This window comes from Methanosphaera sp. WGK6 (assembly GCF_001729965.1).
Taxonomy (GTDB): Archaea; Methanobacteriota; Methanobacteria; order Methanobacteriales; family Methanobacteriaceae; genus Methanosphaera.
Map to the genome: position 1 here is coordinate 1 of NZ_JRWK01000002.1, position 16,524 is coordinate 16,524.

13 protein-coding genes and 6 tRNA genes are annotated in these 16,524 nt (G+C 30.5%); 17 read left to right on the forward strand and 2 right to left on the reverse strand.

The annotated features are described in order from the left end of the window. The first annotated feature begins 313 nt into the window (after positions 1 to 313). From NL43_RS01030 to sucC, 5 genes are read left to right on the forward strand one after another with little or no spacing between them, the layout of a single operon-like run. A complete protein-coding gene (locus tag NL43_RS01030; protein ID WP_069592124.1) occupies positions 314 to 514 on the forward strand; it encodes a ferredoxin family protein in 201 nt (66 codons plus the stop codon). Between the two features lies 1 nt (position 515). After that, positions 516 to 1,643 carry a 2-oxoacid:acceptor oxidoreductase subunit alpha gene (locus NL43_RS01035; protein WP_069592125.1) on the forward strand — a complete coding sequence of 376 codons (1,128 nt, stop codon included), beginning with the start codon at positions 516 to 518 and terminating at the stop codon, positions 1,641 to 1,643. 3 nt (positions 1,644 to 1,646) lie between these two features. Beyond that, positions 1,647 to 2,516, forward strand: coding sequence for a 2-oxoacid:ferredoxin oxidoreductase subunit beta (locus tag NL43_RS01040; protein WP_069592126.1), 870 nt, complete (start codon positions 1,647 to 1,649; stop codon positions 2,514 to 2,516). 1 nt (position 2,517) lies between these two features. Beyond that, on the forward strand, positions 2,518 to 3,075 hold the full coding sequence (locus tag NL43_RS01045; protein WP_069592127.1) for a 2-oxoacid:ferredoxin oxidoreductase subunit gamma: 558 nt from the start codon (positions 2,518 to 2,520) through the stop codon (positions 3,073 to 3,075). An 11-nt stretch (positions 3,076 to 3,086) separates the two neighbouring features. Beyond that, the gene (gene sucC / locus NL43_RS01050) at positions 3,087 to 4,196 is read left to right on the forward strand and encodes an ADP-forming succinate--CoA ligase subunit beta (protein WP_069592128.1); all 1,110 of its coding nucleotides are present in this window, start codon (positions 3,087 to 3,089) and stop codon (positions 4,194 to 4,196) included. A gap of 189 nt (positions 4,197 to 4,385) precedes the next feature. Here the strand turns inward: sucC and NL43_RS01055 are convergent, their stop codons facing one another. Together NL43_RS01055 and twy1 are read right to left on the reverse strand one after the other, a co-directional pair. Next, complete coding sequence (locus tag NL43_RS01055) at positions 4,386 to 5,273, reverse strand: DUF1002 domain-containing protein (RefSeq protein WP_069592129.1); 888 nt, start codon at positions 5,271 to 5,273, stop codon at positions 4,386 to 4,388. Between the two features lie 29 nt (positions 5,274 to 5,302). Then, positions 5,303 to 6,250, reverse strand: a complete 948-nt coding sequence (twy1, locus tag NL43_RS01060) for a 4-demethylwyosine synthase TYW1 (RefSeq protein WP_069592130.1) — start codon at positions 6,248 to 6,250, stop codon at positions 5,303 to 5,305. A gap of 152 nt (positions 6,251 to 6,402) precedes the next feature. On the opposite strand from twy1, the gene tpiA reads away from it, so the two are divergent. The 12 genes from tpiA (at position 6,403) to NL43_RS01120 (ending at position 16,516) form a co-directional block, all read left to right on the forward strand. Then, the gene (gene tpiA, locus NL43_RS01065) at positions 6,403 to 7,080 is read left to right on the forward strand and encodes a triose-phosphate isomerase (protein WP_069592132.1); all 678 of its coding nucleotides are present in this window, start codon (positions 6,403 to 6,405) and stop codon (positions 7,078 to 7,080) included. A 32-nt stretch (positions 7,081 to 7,112) separates the two neighbouring features. Then, complete coding sequence (locus tag NL43_RS01070; RefSeq protein ID WP_069592134.1) at positions 7,113 to 8,336, forward strand: phosphoglycerate kinase; 1,224 nt, start codon at positions 7,113 to 7,115, stop codon at positions 8,334 to 8,336. Positions 8,337 to 8,509: 173 nt separating this feature from the next. After that, positions 8,510 to 8,583, forward strand: a tRNA-Thr gene (locus NL43_RS01075). A 21-nt stretch (positions 8,584 to 8,604) separates the two neighbouring features. Continuing rightward, a tRNA-Pro gene (locus NL43_RS01080) sits at positions 8,605 to 8,679 on the forward strand. A gap of 6 nt (positions 8,680 to 8,685) precedes the next feature. Continuing rightward, a tRNA-Tyr gene (locus tag NL43_RS01085) sits at positions 8,686 to 8,759 on the forward strand. A gap of 142 nt (positions 8,760 to 8,901) precedes the next feature. Beyond that, positions 8,902 to 8,973: transfer RNA gene (locus tag NL43_RS01090), tRNA-Asp, on the forward strand. 18 nt (positions 8,974 to 8,991) lie between these two features. Further along, positions 8,992 to 9,065, forward strand: a tRNA-Lys gene (locus tag NL43_RS01095). 74 nt (positions 9,066 to 9,139) lie between these two features. Then, a tRNA-Lys gene (locus NL43_RS01100) sits at positions 9,140 to 9,213 on the forward strand. Between the two features lie 112 nt (positions 9,214 to 9,325). Further along, positions 9,326 to 9,559: a DNA-directed RNA polymerase subunit H gene (locus NL43_RS01105; protein WP_084790319.1), complete on the forward strand. Its 234-nt coding sequence runs from the start codon at positions 9,326 to 9,328 to the stop codon at positions 9,557 to 9,559. Between the two features lie 974 nt (positions 9,560 to 10,533). Next, positions 10,534 to 12,045 (forward strand): DNA-directed RNA polymerase subunit B'', encoded by a 1,512-nt coding sequence (locus NL43_RS01110; protein WP_069592138.1) that lies wholly within the window; start codon positions 10,534 to 10,536, stop codon positions 12,043 to 12,045. A gap of 15 nt (positions 12,046 to 12,060) precedes the next feature. Further along, positions 12,061 to 13,872, forward strand: coding sequence for a DNA-directed RNA polymerase subunit B (gene rpoB / locus NL43_RS01115; RefSeq protein ID WP_069592139.1), 1,812 nt, complete (start codon positions 12,061 to 12,063; stop codon positions 13,870 to 13,872). Positions 13,873 to 13,894: 22 nt separating this feature from the next. Then, complete coding sequence (locus tag NL43_RS01120; RefSeq protein WP_069592141.1) at positions 13,895 to 16,516, forward strand: DNA-directed RNA polymerase subunit A'; 2,622 nt, start codon at positions 13,895 to 13,897, stop codon at positions 16,514 to 16,516. Positions 16,517 to 16,524 lie beyond the last annotated feature (8 nt).

Consider the following 16,524-nt stretch of genomic DNA (forward strand, 5'->3'; position numbering starts at 1 on the left):
TATATTTATTTATAGTTAATATTAAATTATTTTGTATTTTTTCTTATTTTATAAGGATATATTATGTATATTCTAACATTATTATTAATAAGATAACAAACAAATATAATTAATATAGAATATGAGAAGCATGATGTTTAAGAAAATATTTTTTTTTCTTTATATTGGATCATGAATATTATGAAAATTATTTGATTATTATATTTAAGACTCACAAGTTAAGATATGATTATTTGATGGAATAATCTATGCTTTTTATGTTACAATATTTAAAATTGTAATTTTCTATTCAACAAGTTATAAAGGTAATATTATGTTATACTTAAATGAAGAATTATGTAAAGGATGCTATATTTGTGTTGACATTTGTCCATGTGGTGTATATACTCCTTCAGAAGAATTAAATTATAAAGGAATATGTATACCTATACCAGATAACACAAAATGTGTAAAATGTCAACTATGTACTTTAATGTGTCCTGATCAAGCAATTACTATAGAGGATGATGATTAATATGGCTGATAAAGAATATTTTGTACAAGGAAATGAAGCTTGTGCTCTAGGAGCATTAGCTGCTGGATGCCGATTTTTTGCAGGATATCCTATTACCCCATCAACTGAAATTGCTGAAATAATGTCTAAAAAATTACCTACATTGGGAGGTCATTTTATTCAAATGGAGGATGAAATCTCAGCTATAGGTGCAATAATAGGGGCAGCATGGGGAGGACAAAAAGTTGTTACTGCAACAAGTGGTCCTGGAATTTCTTTAATGCAAGAGAATATTGGATATGCTGCAATGACTGAAACACCCATTGTAATTATAAATATGCAAAGAGGTTCTCCTTCAACAGGTCAACCTACAAGATCTGCTCAAGCGGATATGATGCAAGCTAGATGGGGATCACATGGAGATTATGAAACAATTGCATTAACACCATCTTCAGTACAAGAATGTTTTGATTTCACAGTTCAAGCATTTAATTTAGCAGAAAAATATAGATGTCCTGTATTTGTGATGGCCGATGAAATTGTAGGACATATGAGAGAAAAAATAATAATACCTGAAAAAGTAGACATTATTCCAAGACAAATGCCTGAAAAAACAGATGATATTTATTTACCATATGATGCTCCTAAAAATGGAACAACGGATATGCCTTCATTTGGACAAGGATTCAATATTCATGTAACTGGATTAACTCATGATAAAAGGGGTTATCCAAGTACTGATGATCCTGAAGTACATAGTGATTTAGTCACACGATTATGTGATAAAATTCTTAAAAACAGTACTGAAATGTCAATGATAGAAACAGAATACTTGGATGATGCTGAAACTATTGTCTTGTCTTATGGAATACCTACACGTTCTGCATTAACTGCAGTTAAAAAAGCAAGAAATCATGGATTAAAAGTAGGTTATATTAAATTAGGTTTAGTATGGCCATTCCCTGAAGAAAAATTATTAGAATTAACCAAAAATGCTAAAAAAATAATAGTTCCTGAATTAAATTTAGGTCAAATATATTATGAAGTAGATCGTGTCTTAGGAAAACATGCAAAAGTAGAACTACTTTCAAAAATTGGTGGTGCATTACATACACCAACAGAAATATTAGATAAAATCATGGAGGACTAACTTATGAGTATTGAAAACAAGCCCAGTAGATTTATAAAATATTTACGTGAAGAAAGATTACCTCATATATTCTGTCCTGGTTGTGGAAATGGTATTGTTATGAATACATTTTTCAATGCTATAGAACAATCTGGAAAATCCTTAGACAATTTAAACATGGTTTCAGGTATAGGTTGTTCTTCAAGAATACCTGGATATGTAAAATGTGATTCATTACATACAACACATGGACGAGCAATAGCTTTTGCAACTGGACTTAAAATAGCTAATCCTCATAGGGATGTTGTTGTAGTAACAGGAGATGGTGATGCAACATCAATTGGTGGAAATCATTTAATTCATGCAGCACGAAGAAATATTAATTTAACAGTTATTTGTATAAATAATGATATATATGGGATGACTGGTGGACAAATAAGTCCAACAAGTCCTGAAGGAAGTTTTGCAACAACAGCTCCCTATGGATCAACAGATAAACCATTTAATATCTCTGAAGTTGTTAAAGCAGCGGGAGCATCATATGTTGCAAAGTACACGACTACTCAACCAATACAAGTAACAAATGCGATAAAAGAAGGATTAGAAAATAAAGGCTTTTCTTTTATAGAAGTTGTATCTCAATGTCCAACATATTATGGACGTAAAAATAAAATAAAATCACCTGTAGCTATGTTGGACTGGTTTAAGAAAAATATAGTTTCAATAGAATCTGCAAAAGAAATGTCTAATGAAGAATTACAAGGAAAAATCGTCACAGGAGTTTATGTGAACAAACCAAGAAAAGAATTTATAGAATCAATGGAAACTGTAATTAGAGAACATTCTGAAATTGATTGTGATGATAATATAAATAATGCATATAAGGTGAATTAAAATGAGAACTGATATAAGAATAGCTGGATTTGGAGGTCAGGGAGTAATAACCTGTGGTATAGTTCTTGCTAAAGCTGCATCATTATATGATCATATATATGCAGTACAAACCCAATCTTATGGTCCTGAAGCAAGAGGGGGTGCATCACGTACAGAGGTAGTAATAAGTGATGAAGAGATAGATTATCCTAAAGTAGAAAGTCCTGAAATATTTGTAGCAATGTCTCATGAAGCATTAGTAAAATATATTGGTGATATACAAGAAAAATCAACATTAATTATAGATCCTAATTTAGTAGATATAAGTGCTATTGAAGATATAATTAATACTAAAGAATTAATAGTTTACACAGCACCCGTAACAGAAACTGCAGAAAAAACGATTGGTAAAAAAATAGTAGCAAATATTGTCATGTTAGGATCATTTGTTAAAGTAACAGAAATAATTTCTGTAGAATCTGCTAAAAAAGCAATACTTGAAAGTGTACCTCCAAAAACTAAAGATATGAATATAGCAGCATTTGAAGAAGGTATGAAAATAGTTAAAAAATTAAATTAAGGTGGAAATTAATGAATATACATGAATATGTAGCAAAAGATATTTTTAGAAAAAGTAATATTAAAGTACCTGAGAGTTATTTAGCTCATTCTCCTGAAGAAGCAGCAGAAAAAGCAAAAATAATTGGAAAACCAGTAGCAGTAAAATCACAAGTATTATCTGGTGGACGTGGAAAAGCTGGAGGAATATTATTTGCAGATACTCCTGAAGAAGCAGCAAAACGTACTGAAGAATTATTCCTCAAAGTAATTAAAGATGAAAAAGTAACAAAAGTATTAATTGAAGAAAAAGTTGAAAATAAATTGGATGAATACTTTATCTCTATTATTCTTGACCGTGATTCTAAAAAACCATTAATAATGGCAAGTGTAGCTGGTGGAATGGATATTGAACAAGTAGCTAAGGAAACTCCTGAAAAAATAGTGAAACGATATGTTGAACCATTAAAAGAATTCATGCCTTATGAAGCACGTAATATTGCATTAGAAATGGGTGTAGAAACAAGTGAAGTTTCAAAAGTAGGTGCTGCTATTTGGAAATTATATCAAGTATTTTACGATTATGATGCAACTGTTGCTGAAATTAATCCTTTAATTAAAACACCTGATGGATTTATAGCAGCAGATGCAAAAATGGCTATTGATGATGATGCATTTTTTAGACATACTAAACTAAAAGAATTTGATGAATTTAAAGATGAACAATTTGCATATGTAAAACTTGATGGTAATATAGCTGTAATTGGAAATGGTGCTGGATTAACTTTAACAGGTATGGATCTTATACAATACTATGGTGAAAAACCTGCAACATTTTTAGATGTGGGTGGTGGAGCATCTGAATCAAATATTACTGATGCATTAGAATTAGTTCTTAAAAATCCAAATGTTAAAGTTATTTTCCTAAATATATTGGGTGGAATTACAAGAGCTGATGATGTAGCAAATGCTGTTGTAAATGTATCAAATTCAATGGAAACTAAAGTACCTATAGTTATTAGATTAACTGGAACTAATGAAGAAGAAGGTCAAAGAATTTTAACTGAACACAACATACCTTTCGAAACTTCAATGGAGAAAGCAGCTCAAAAAGCAGTTAATCTTATGAAATCTTTAGAATAAAAGTATAATACTTTTTTTATTTTTTTATTATTCTATTGGTTAATTTAATTACACTAAATATTCAATACAATTCTTATTTTATGTATTTCTTTTAATTAAATATAATTAGGAGTTATTTAATTATATAAGTAATTTAAACATGTTTTTAAATAAAAAAGTAAAAAAAAGAATTTTTTTTTAAAGGGATGTCTAATTAGAACTACTATTAGTTCTATTTAAAAAATCTTCTATCATATTCCATATTTGTGAAAATAGTGATTGAGCACTATTACTATCCATATACTCAGAAACTTGTTGTTTATAGTCTAATGCTTGATCTTGAACTGATTGACTTTGAGAAATACTATCTGCAAGATTATTAGCATCATTATCTGAGATATTTATATTATTATTGCTTGCAATATTATTTATGATAGTTATAATAGTCTGACTATCAGTTGTATTTTGTTTGGATACTTCTTCTTTAGCTTCTGATACTAAATCTGCGATATCATCTGAACTAGCATTTGTATTATTTACAATTTGACTTTCAGTATAAATTTCGTTATTTGCAGCATCTTTTAATTCATCTGGAATTTCAGTACCTGTCGCTGTTTCATATGATTTCATCACACCACTAAGGGCTGACTCACCTGTAGCGGGTGTTGGGGAAGTAACAATAACATGACCTTTAGTTATACCTGCAGAATTTAATGCAGATTTATACATATTTTCAGTAACTGTTGTTATTTTAGAAGTATCCACATCAACGGTAATGTCATTGTTGTTATTTAAATCAACCATAGCACAGGATAGTATTTGATTTGAATTATATGTTCTATTACTGATATCTCCCGAAATTTTATTAACATCATTAGCTGTTATTATTGTTTGATTTGCATTATTTAATTTTATATTTCCATTATTTTCAAAATATTCATCTACAATTTCTTTATAATTTTGATTATTATAAGTTGTTTCTCCATAGGTAACTGCAATAGCTGTTGTACTATTACTTTGAGTTATTGAACCTACAGGTACAAATAAACCACCGACAATAATAATTAAAATTATTGCACCAGCAACTTTGCCCCACATTTTTTCACCTCTATATAATAATTCATGTTCTAGTTATTATACTTTCCTGGTTTTTTATCACCTAGAAGTAAAACTCTACTTTTTTCTACTTCATCAATTATGTCAAAACTGGTTTTATCAGCAATATCTTGTGCAAATTGTTGGATATCTATAGTTTTAGGCATATTTTCCCATTCTAATCTATTTCTTGAGTCACCTACAAACATATATGCTTTGATTTCAACATAATCAATATCACTATTTTCAATAATTTTTGCATATTCTTCTGTATGTATCATGTTTAAGTCTTTTACTGATGTAATTCTAAGCACTTTTCTAGTATCAAGAGTGGATAATAAGTCTATACTTTCTTGTAATTTTTCCCAACCATTGTTTACTTGGGGTTTACATACTTTTTTATATACTTCTTTATTAGGTGCATCTAATGATAAGTATAGTTGTGTAGGTTCATGTTCTTGAAGAGCTTTTAATTTTTCAGGACTTTCACCATTACTAACAAGAAATGTTGTGAAGTCTTGTTTATGAAATTCTTCAATCAATTGATTAATTTCAGGATATAATAGAGGCTCACCTGCAAGACTTAGTGCAGCATTATTAGGTTTTACACATTCTTCTAATTTTTTAGGATTTGCTTTTTCATTTCCAAAAAAGCCACATAATAAGTTTGCTTGATTTTTAATACAATCTTCAATTATTGTCTTTGGGTCATCATAATCATCAGTATCCCATGATGTTTTTGTTATTTCAGTATCTCTCCAACAGAATAAACATTTATGTTGGCAATAAGGGATAGATGGTGACATTTGTAAACATCTATGGCTCTTTATACCATAAAATTGTTCTTTGTAACAAGTACCTTCATCAACTATACTTTTTCTAGTCCAGTGACATATCTTATTTGCAGCATGTACTTTTTCTCCTGCAAATCTATATCCTTTTTTTTCTAAATCTTTTTGTTTTGTTTCTGAAATTAACATATTGTTTATTTTTATGTAACTAATAAGTTAAAAAATTAATTTTTTTTATTAACAAATTATACTTAATTACTATAATAATAATTAAGATATAATATAATAACAAATGATTTTTTTTAAATAATAGAAAATTTTTGATTAGTAGGTAATTATTTATGACTAAAAATGAAACACCAATAATAATACTTAATTATAAAACATATGCAGAGTCATCTGGAAAAAATGCTGTGAAATTATCACAAAGTGTTCAAGAAGCAAGTGATGAAACAGGAATAAATATGGCTATTGCACCTCAAACAGTTGATTTATACCCAATTATGGATGTGGTGGATATACCAGTATATGCTCAACATATTGATCCTATTACTCCGGGAGGTCATACAGGTTCTACTTTACCGGAAGCACTTAAAGAAGCAAATATAAATGGGACTTTAATTAATCACTCTGAACAAAGATTAACTTTAGCAGACATCGACACAGTAGTTGAAAAAACTAAAGAATTAGATTTAACAAGTGTATTATGCACTAACAATGTTAAAACAAGTGCTGCTGTAGCATCATTTAATCCTGATTTCATAGCAATAGAACCACCAGAATTAATTGGTACTGGAATACCTGTATCTAAGGCAAGTCCTGAAGTTGTTGAAAATACTGTAACAGAAATTCATAAAATAAATTCTGAAATACCTGTTTTATGTGGAGCTGGAATTTCAACTGGTGAAGATATGAAAGCAGCATTAGAACTTGGTGCAGAAGGAGTTTTATTAGCTTCTGGAATAATCAAAGCAAAAGATCAAAAACAAGCATTAATAGATTTGGTTAGTCTAATTTAACTAGACTTAGTAATTACTTGGAGTAAGTTAATATGGATTATAAATTTAATACAATGGATGATTTTGATTTAGAAGGTAAAACTATATTATTAAGAGTAGATGTTAATTCGCCTGTAGATCCATTAAATGGTGATTTACTTGATGATACAAGAATGAGATTGCATTCAACAACTATTTCTGAATTATCTGAACGAGGTGCTAAAGTAGTTATTTTAGCACATCAGAGTAGACCGGGAAAATCAGATTTCACTCCACTTAAACAACATGCTTTAGCATTATCTAGTATTATTGGAACCGAAGTTCAATATGTTGATTCAATATTTTCAAAAGAAGCTAGGGATATTATAAGTAATCTTGTTGATGGTGAAATTGTATTGTTAGAAAATGTAAGGTTCTATTCTGAAGAAATGCCTAAACTATCACCTAAAGAACAAGCTAATACATACATGGTTAAAACTTTGGCTCCTTATGCTGATTATTTTATAAATGATGCTTTTGCTACAGCTCATAGATCTCAAACATCTATAATTGGTTTTTCACAAGTGCTTCCTTCAATTGCAGGAAGAGTCATGGAATTAGAATTGACTAGTTTGTTTGGTATATTAGATAATGCACAAGAACCAAGAGTATATGTACTTGGTGGAATTAAGGCTGATGATTCAATAAATGTTATGGCTAATGCATTAAAAACTAATCAAGCAGATTATATATTAACAACAGGATTGGTTGCTAATATTTTTCTAGTTGCAAGTGGTGTTGAGTTACAAGAATATAATAATAATTTCATTGTTGAAAGAGGTTATGAAGATTATATTGATATTGCTAAAGATTTATTAAAAGATTTTTCTGATAAAATTATATTACCTGTGGATCTTGCAATTCTTGAGGATGATAAAAGAGTTGAATATTCTGTTGATGAAATTCCTAATTTACCAATATATGATATAGGAACTAAAACTATTGAGATGTATAAAGAAAAAATATTACTTGCAAAAACATTGTTTGCTAATGGTCCTGCAGGTGTATTTGAAAAAGAAGGTTTTAATTTAGGTACAGAAGATTTATTAAATGCTATGGCTGAATCGAAAGGATTTTCTATTATTGGTGGTGGACATTTAGCTGCTGCTGCAAGTAATCTTGATTTGGATGATAAGATAACTCATATTAGTAGTGGTGGTGGGGCAAGTATAAATCTCATTGCTGGTAAGGAATTACCTGCTGTAAAAGCATTAATTGATTCAGCTAACAAAAAATAATTTTTTAAATTTTTAATAATTTTTTAAAGTAATTATAATTCTATAATTACTTTTTTAGTAATTTTTTGAAGAAAAAGAATAAGTACCATAACCTTTATATACTATGAGTTAGTTAAATAATTAATAGTTCTTAACGCATTATGGTATGATGTGTTATAAAAAAGTAATAGAGTGCCTCAGTAGCTCAGTCTGGTGGAGCGCTTGACTTGTAATCAAGCGGTCGGGGGTTCAATTCCCCCCTGGGGCTCTATAAAAAAATTTTTAAAATGGGACCATAGGGTAGCTTGGTCGATCCTTTGGGCTTTGGGAGCCTGAGACTCCGGTTCAAATCCGGGTGGTCCCACTATTACCCGTCTTAGCTCAATTTGGCAGAGCATCGGACTGTAGATCCGAATGTTGCTGGTTCAAGTCCGGCAGACGGGATATTCCTTTATATATTTCAAAAACAAAATAGTTTTTAATTATAAGAGTAACTAAGTTAATAGTAAACTTTAAATACTATGAATTATAAACTATTAATTACTGGTTTGTAATGTAATTACAATACTTATTATAAGTTATATGTGCCGTGGTAGTGTAGAGGCTATCATGCAGGCCTGTCGAGCCTGCGACTCGGGTTCAAATCCCGGCCACGGCGTTCAGTTCTTTTAAACGTGGGCTCGTAGCTCAGTCTGGGAGAGCGCCTGGCTTTTAACCAGGCGGTCGCGGGTTCAACTCCCGTCGGGCCCGTTTATATTTAACTTAATTTTAACTAATTTATTTTAATTTATTATTCATATGATATTATTAATATGGATTTATAGGGGCTCGTAGCTCAGTCTGGGAGAGCGCCTGGCTTTTAACCAGGCGGTCGCGGGTTCAACTCCCGTCGGGCCCGTTTATATTTAACTTAATTTTAACTAATTTATTTTAATTTATTGTATATTAAATATTTATATCATAAATTTTATACTAGTTATTAATGATAATATTATTTCGGAGGATATATTTTGAAAACTGATATTTTACAACATAATTTAGTTCCAGAACATACTATTTTATCAGATGAAGAAGCTCAAAAAGTTCTTGAAGATTTAAATGTTCGTAGGGATCAAATTCCTAAAATATTGCCTGATGATCCTGTAATAAAAGCAATAGATGCTAAATTAGGGGATATTATTAGAATCACAAGAAAAAGTGAGACTGCAGGTATTTTTGTTGCTTATAGGGTTGTTAGAGAATAAATTTAGATTAATTTATCATTTAACAATATTTACTGATTTTTTTTTATTAAAATAATTCTTTTTTTATACTAGTATTTAAAAGAAACCACTAGTATATAAAACTATATGTTTTTATTAGATGAAGTATATACATATGATATACGTATTAATTTATAGAATTAAATTTTAAATCATGTTTCCTTTATCAGATTTGAAATTCTATGTATATTATTTTAGATAGGATTAAATATTTTGTTCTAAAATTAATTATGACGAAAATTAACATTTTTAAGAAGATATTGTGTAATTGAATAGCAATTACTTCTTGAAATATTAAATGATATTTAATGTAATTATAAATTTGTAATGATGTCTAATAATACTATAAATGATTGTCATGCTTTTAATTTTATAAAATAATTTTTATAACGTTATATTTAAGTAATGGGTAATTATTTTATTTTTATTGGATAAGTGATGGGTTATTTATAAATTTAGGATTTGAATATTAAATTCATAAAAAAATAGGATATTTATATTAATTGTAGGGTATTTCTGTAAAATTATTTTTTTATAATACAGCTTATAATAGGGATTAGATGTTATCTTATTTTTGCGGTATGTTCTATAGGATATATTCTTTATTTAATAGAATCATCTTATTGTATTTTTCATATATGAATTTTTATAAATTCTTTTTTTTTATTAATCAAAACTTTCCAATGAATAAAACTTAGTATGATATGATATAGTTGTGATTAAATTCATGATATTAATGAATTCTCTTGTTGATTTATTGTATTACCATCACTTAAAAATAAATTAGTAATGTGGATTATTGGTCGTGTTTAATCAGTTATCATTTAAATTTTAAAATTATAATCCCTTGAGGATAAGATCTAGTAGTAAAAATTGAAAATTTAGAAAAGAATAAGAATAATGTAGTGTGTGTAAAATTATTCGTAATAATTTCTTTTCAACTGGGAGATGGATATATGACAAAAAATGCATGGTCTTTAGTTGATTCATTTTTTGATGAATATGATATAGTAGACCACCATATCCGATCATACAATGATTTTTTAGATAATAAAATTCAAGAAATTGTTGATATTACTGAACCAATAACATTGGATCATGGTGAATATACTATAAAAACTGGTGATGTAGAAATAGTTAAACCATTTATAAAAGAGGCTGATGGTTCTAAAAGTATAATTGAACCTTGCGAAGCTAGATTAAGAAATTTAAACTATTCTGCACATATGTATTTAGATATGGCTCTTGTTAAAGGAGACAGTGAAGATTATGAAATGGAGAAAGTCTATATAGGTGAGTTACCTGTCATGCTTAAATCTAAAGCATGTCACTTAAATGGCTTAAGCAATGAAGAATTGGAGAAAGTAGGTGAAGATCCTCAAGACCCTGGGGGTTATTTCATAGTAAATGGTTCCGAAAGGGCTATTGTTACAATGGAAGAAATCGCTCCAAATAAAATTATATTAGAACAAAGTGAAAAAGATAAAGCTGATAGAAGAGCAAGAGCTGTTGTAACTTCAATTAAAAGTGGTTTTAGAGCAAGAATTAATTTAGAGTATAGAAAACCTCATAAAAAAGGAGTATTCTTAAGAATATCATTCCCTTATGTGCCTGGAGAAATACCTCTTGTAATTCTTTTAAGAGCACTTGGATTTGAAAAAGATGTGGATCTTGTAAATAGTGTATCTGATGATATAAATACACAATTCTTATTAATAGATGATATTCAAACAACAGGTATCAATACAAAATATGATGCTATTAAATACATTGGTAATAGAGTAGCAAAAGGAATGACTGAGGAATACAGAGTTAAACGAGCTGAAGATGTAATTGATCGTTATTTATTACCTCATGTAGGTGTAGAACCTGAAGATCGTATTGATAAAGCAGTATATCTTGCAGAAATGACTGACATGCTTTTACAAGTAATTAATGGTGAACGTGAACCACACGATAAGGACCATTATGCTAATAAACGATTAAGAGTATCTGGAGATCTCATGGAAGATTTATTTAGAGTAGCTTTCACAAGTTTAACAAGAGATATGACTTATCAATTAGAACGTAGTTTATCTCGTGGAAAAGAACCATCAGTTAAACAAGCAGTAAGATCTGATGTAATAACTGAAAATATAAAACATGCAATAGCTACTGGTAATTGGGTTGGAGGAAGAGCTGGTGTAAGCCAACTTCTTGATAGAACTAGTTATATGGGTACATTATCACACCTTAAACGTGTTGTATCACCATTATCTAGAAGTCAACCTCACTTTGAAGCAAGAGATTTACATCCAACACAATTTGGAAAAATATGTCCAAACGAAACTCCAGAAGGACCGAACTGTGGTTTAGTAAAAAATTTAGCTGTAATCACTAAAATATCTGAAGGATATCCATTAAAAGATATTGAAAAAGATATTACATCAATGAATTATTTAAAACCATTAGATCATAACTTAGAATAAAAAAGGAGAATTATAATGCCAACAGTTAAAGTATATATAAATGGTAAATTAATTGGAACAACAGATGAACCTGATGCATTTGTAGCAGAAGTTAAATCTAGAAGAAGATCTAATGAATTAACTCATGAGTTAAATATAACATATTATGCTGAAAATAATGAAATATTTATATTTACAGATGCAGGAAGAGCAAGAAGACCATTAGTAATTGTTGAAAATGGAGTATCTCGACTTACTGATAAAATCATTGACCAAGTAATTAATGGGGAAATGAAATGGTTCGACCTTATTAATGGAGGAATTATAGAGTATATTGATGCTGAAGAAGAAGAAAATGCATATATTGCAATGTTTGAAGAAGAGATTACACCAGCACATACTCATTTAGAAATTGATCCTTCAACAATGCTTGGTATATGTGCAGGAATTATTCCATATGCAAACCATAATTCTTCACCTAGGAACACAATGGAAGCAGGTATGACAAAACAGGCATTAGGACTTTATGTATCTAACTATAATTTAAGAACAGATACAAGAGCACACTTATTACATCAACCACAAATGCCTGTAGTAAAAACAAAAAGTATGGTCTCAACAGAATATGATAAAAGACCGTCTGGTCAAAACTTTGTAGTAGCAATTTTATCATATCAAGGATGTAACATGGAAGATGCTCTTGTTATGAATAAATCTTCACTTGAAAGAGGATTAGGACGATCTTCATTCTTCAGATCCTATGAAGCATCTGAAAGAAGATATCCTGGAGGACAAGAAGATCATTTTGAATATCCTGAAAGTATGGTGAGAGGATATCGTTCTGAAGAAGTTTATAAAAACTTAGATGAAGATGGATTAATCAATCCTGAAGTACAAGTAACTAGTGGGGATGTATTAATTGGTAAAACATCACCTCCAAGATTCTTAGAAGATGTAGATGAATTTGGAACAGTTGCTGAAAGAAGACGAGAAACTAGTGTAACAGTAAGACATGGTGAACAAGGTATTGTAGATAAAGTTCTATTAACTGAAACTATTGAAGGAAGTAAACTAGCAAAAGTAAAAGTTAGAGATCATAGACAACCTGAATATGGTGATAAATTCGCATCAAGACACGGTCAAAAAGGAGTATTAGGACTGATAGTACCTCAAGAAAACATGCCATTCAATGAAGATGGAATGTGTCCTGATTTAATGATAAATCCTCATGCAATTCCATCTAGGATGTCTATTGGACAGATTATTGAAATGATTGCAGGTAAAGCTGGATGTATGGAAGGACAACGTATCGATGGAACACCTTTTACTGGAGTACCTGAAGATGAAATCAAACAACTCTTGAAAGAAAATGGATTTGAAACACATGGTCGTGAACAATTATATAATGGTATAACTGGGGAACGTTTCAAAGCAGAAATCTTTGTAGGTGTAGCATACTATCAAAAATTACATCACATGACATCTGATAAAGTATATGCAAGAAGTAGAGGTCCAGTTCAAGTGCTTACTCGTCAACCAACTGAGGGTAGAGCAAGAGAAGGTGGATTAAGATTTGGTGAAATGGAAAGGGATTGTTTAATAGCTCATGGAGCAGCATTATCCTTAAAAGAAAGATTACTTGATGAATCGGATAAATATGAAGCTCTTATCTGTGGAGATTGTGGAAGATTAGCAGTACGAGATAAAATACGTGATAGAACATATTGTGCAATTTGTGGGGAAACAGAAACATTCCCAATTGAAATATCATATGCATTTAAATTATTACTTGATGAATTAAAATCATTATGTATATCTCCAAATCTTGTATTAGAAGATAAAGCATAAAATTACTCAGGAGGATTAATAGTTGAAAGGAATACTAAAAAAAGTATCTGAAATAGATTTTGGTTTAATGTCACCAGAAACTATAAGAAAAATGTCTGTAACAAAAATAGTGACACCAGATACATATGATGAAGACGGTTATCCAATTGAAGCTGGATTAATGGATCCAAGACTTGGAGTAATTGACCCTGGTCTTAAATGTCGTACTTGTGGATCAAAAGGTGGGGATTGTCAAGGACACTTTGGACACATTAATTTTGCAAGACCAGTAATACATGTAGGATTTGCAGATACAATTCATAAAATCTTAAGATCTACTTGTAGAAAATGTGGACGTGTTCTTCTAACAGACACTGAAAAATTATCTTACCAAGATAAATTAGAAGAAAGAATAGAAAATGGGGAAGATATCTCAGGAATTCTTAAACAAATTCATCTTGTAGCTAAAAAAGAAAAATGTCCTCATTGTGAAGAAGAACAGGAAGAAATTAAAATAGATAAACCAATCTCTCTCGTGGAAGGTAATTATAAATTAACTGCAAGTGAAGTACGTGAAAGATTAGAAACTATTCCTGAAGAAGATTATATTTTCATAGGTATAAATCCAAAAGTAGCAAGACCTGAATGGATGGTATTAACAGTATTGCCTGTACCACCAGTAACAGTACGACCATCAATTACTCTTGAAACAGGAGAACGTTCAGAAGATGATTTAACACATAAACTTGTGGATATATTACGTATTAATCAAAGATTAAAAGAAAATATGGAAGCAGGTGCACCTCAACTCATTGTTGAAGATTTATGGGAATTATTACAATATCATGTAACTACTTACTTTGATAATGAAGCTTCTGGAGTACCACCAGCAAGACATAGATCTGGAAGACCTTTGAAAACATTAGCTCAACGTTTAAAAGGTAAAGAAGGAAGATTTAGAAGTAATCTTGCAGGTAAACGTGTAAACTTTTCAGCACGTACAGTAATATCACCAGACCCTACTTTAAGTATAAATGAAGTTGGTGTTCCTGAAATGATAGCTAAAGAAGTAACAGTACCTATATCTGTTACTGAATGGAATATGGATCAAATGAAGGAATATATTAGGAATGGACCTGATGTACATCCTGGTGCAAATTACATTATACGACCTGATGGTCGTAAAATTAGGGTTTATGATGAAACAAAAGAAACAGTTATAGAAAATCTTGAACCTGGATATATTGTAGAAAGACACATTATTGATGGTGATATAGTATTATTCAATCGTCAACCTTCACTTCACCGTATGTCAATGATGGCACACGAAGTAAGAGTTTTACCTTACAAAACATTCAGATTAAACTTATGTGTATGTCCACCATACAATGCGGATTTCGATGGGGATGAAATGAACATGCACGTATTCCAAACACCTGAAGCTCGTGCAGAAGCAAATGACATAATGAAAGTACAAGAACATATATTATCACCTCGTTATGGTGGACCAATTATTGGTGCATTACACGACCATATTACAGGAGCATACTTACTCACACACAAAGATACCGTATATTCTGAAGATAAAACATTGCAAATAATTAAAAGGTCTAAAATGGAATTACCGGAACATAAAGGAAGGGACTGGACAGGTAAAGAAATATTCAGTTTACTTTTACCAGACAAATTAAACTTAATATACAAAGCAGAAATTTGTAGAAATTGTGAAGAATGTAAACATGAAAACTGTGAATACGATGCTTATGTTGTAATAAGTAATGGGGAACTGTTACAAGGAGTAGTTGATGATAAAGGATATGGTTCTGGTAGTGGTAAAATACTAGATGCAATTGTAAAACAATTTGGTCCTAGTGAAGCACGTTACTTCTTAGATCATGCAACAAAACTTGCAGTATTTGGTGGTGTAATGCAAAGAGGTTTCACAACAGGTACTGCAGATGAAGAAATTCCAAAAGAAGCAGAAGATAGAATCACAGAATTACTTGAAAAATCTGATCGTAGAGTAGAACAATTAATTCAAGCATATGAAAATAATGAATTAGAAGCACTACCTGGACGTAGCTTACGTGAAACACTTGAAATGAAAATCATGCAAGTATTAGGAGAAGCAAGGGATAACACAGGGGTTATCGCAGAACGTTATTTCACAACAAGTAACAGTGCAGTAATTATGGCACTTACAGGTGCTCGTGGATCCATGCTTAACTTAACTCAGATTGCAACATGTGTAGGACAACAAGCTGTTCGTGGGGGTCGTATTAACAGAGGATATATCGACCGTACATTACCTCACTTCCGTAAAGGGGATGTAGGTGCAAAAGCAAGTGGTTTTGTAAATAGTAGTTATAAAAAAGGATTAGATCCATTAGAATTCTTCTTCCACGCTATGGGAGGACGTGAAGGATTAGTAGATACAGCTATTCGTACAGCACAAAGTGGTTATATGCAAAGACGTCTTGTAAATGCACTTCATGATTTAAGTGTACATGAAGATGGAACTGTACGTGATAATAGAGGAGCTATTATTCAATTTAAATATGGTGAAGATGGTATTAATCCTGCAAAAAGTGATTATGGACAAGTTGCAAACTTAGATAAACTCATTGAAGAAATGAGATTAGAAGCTAGTCAAGCAAGTAAATAGGGGAGTGA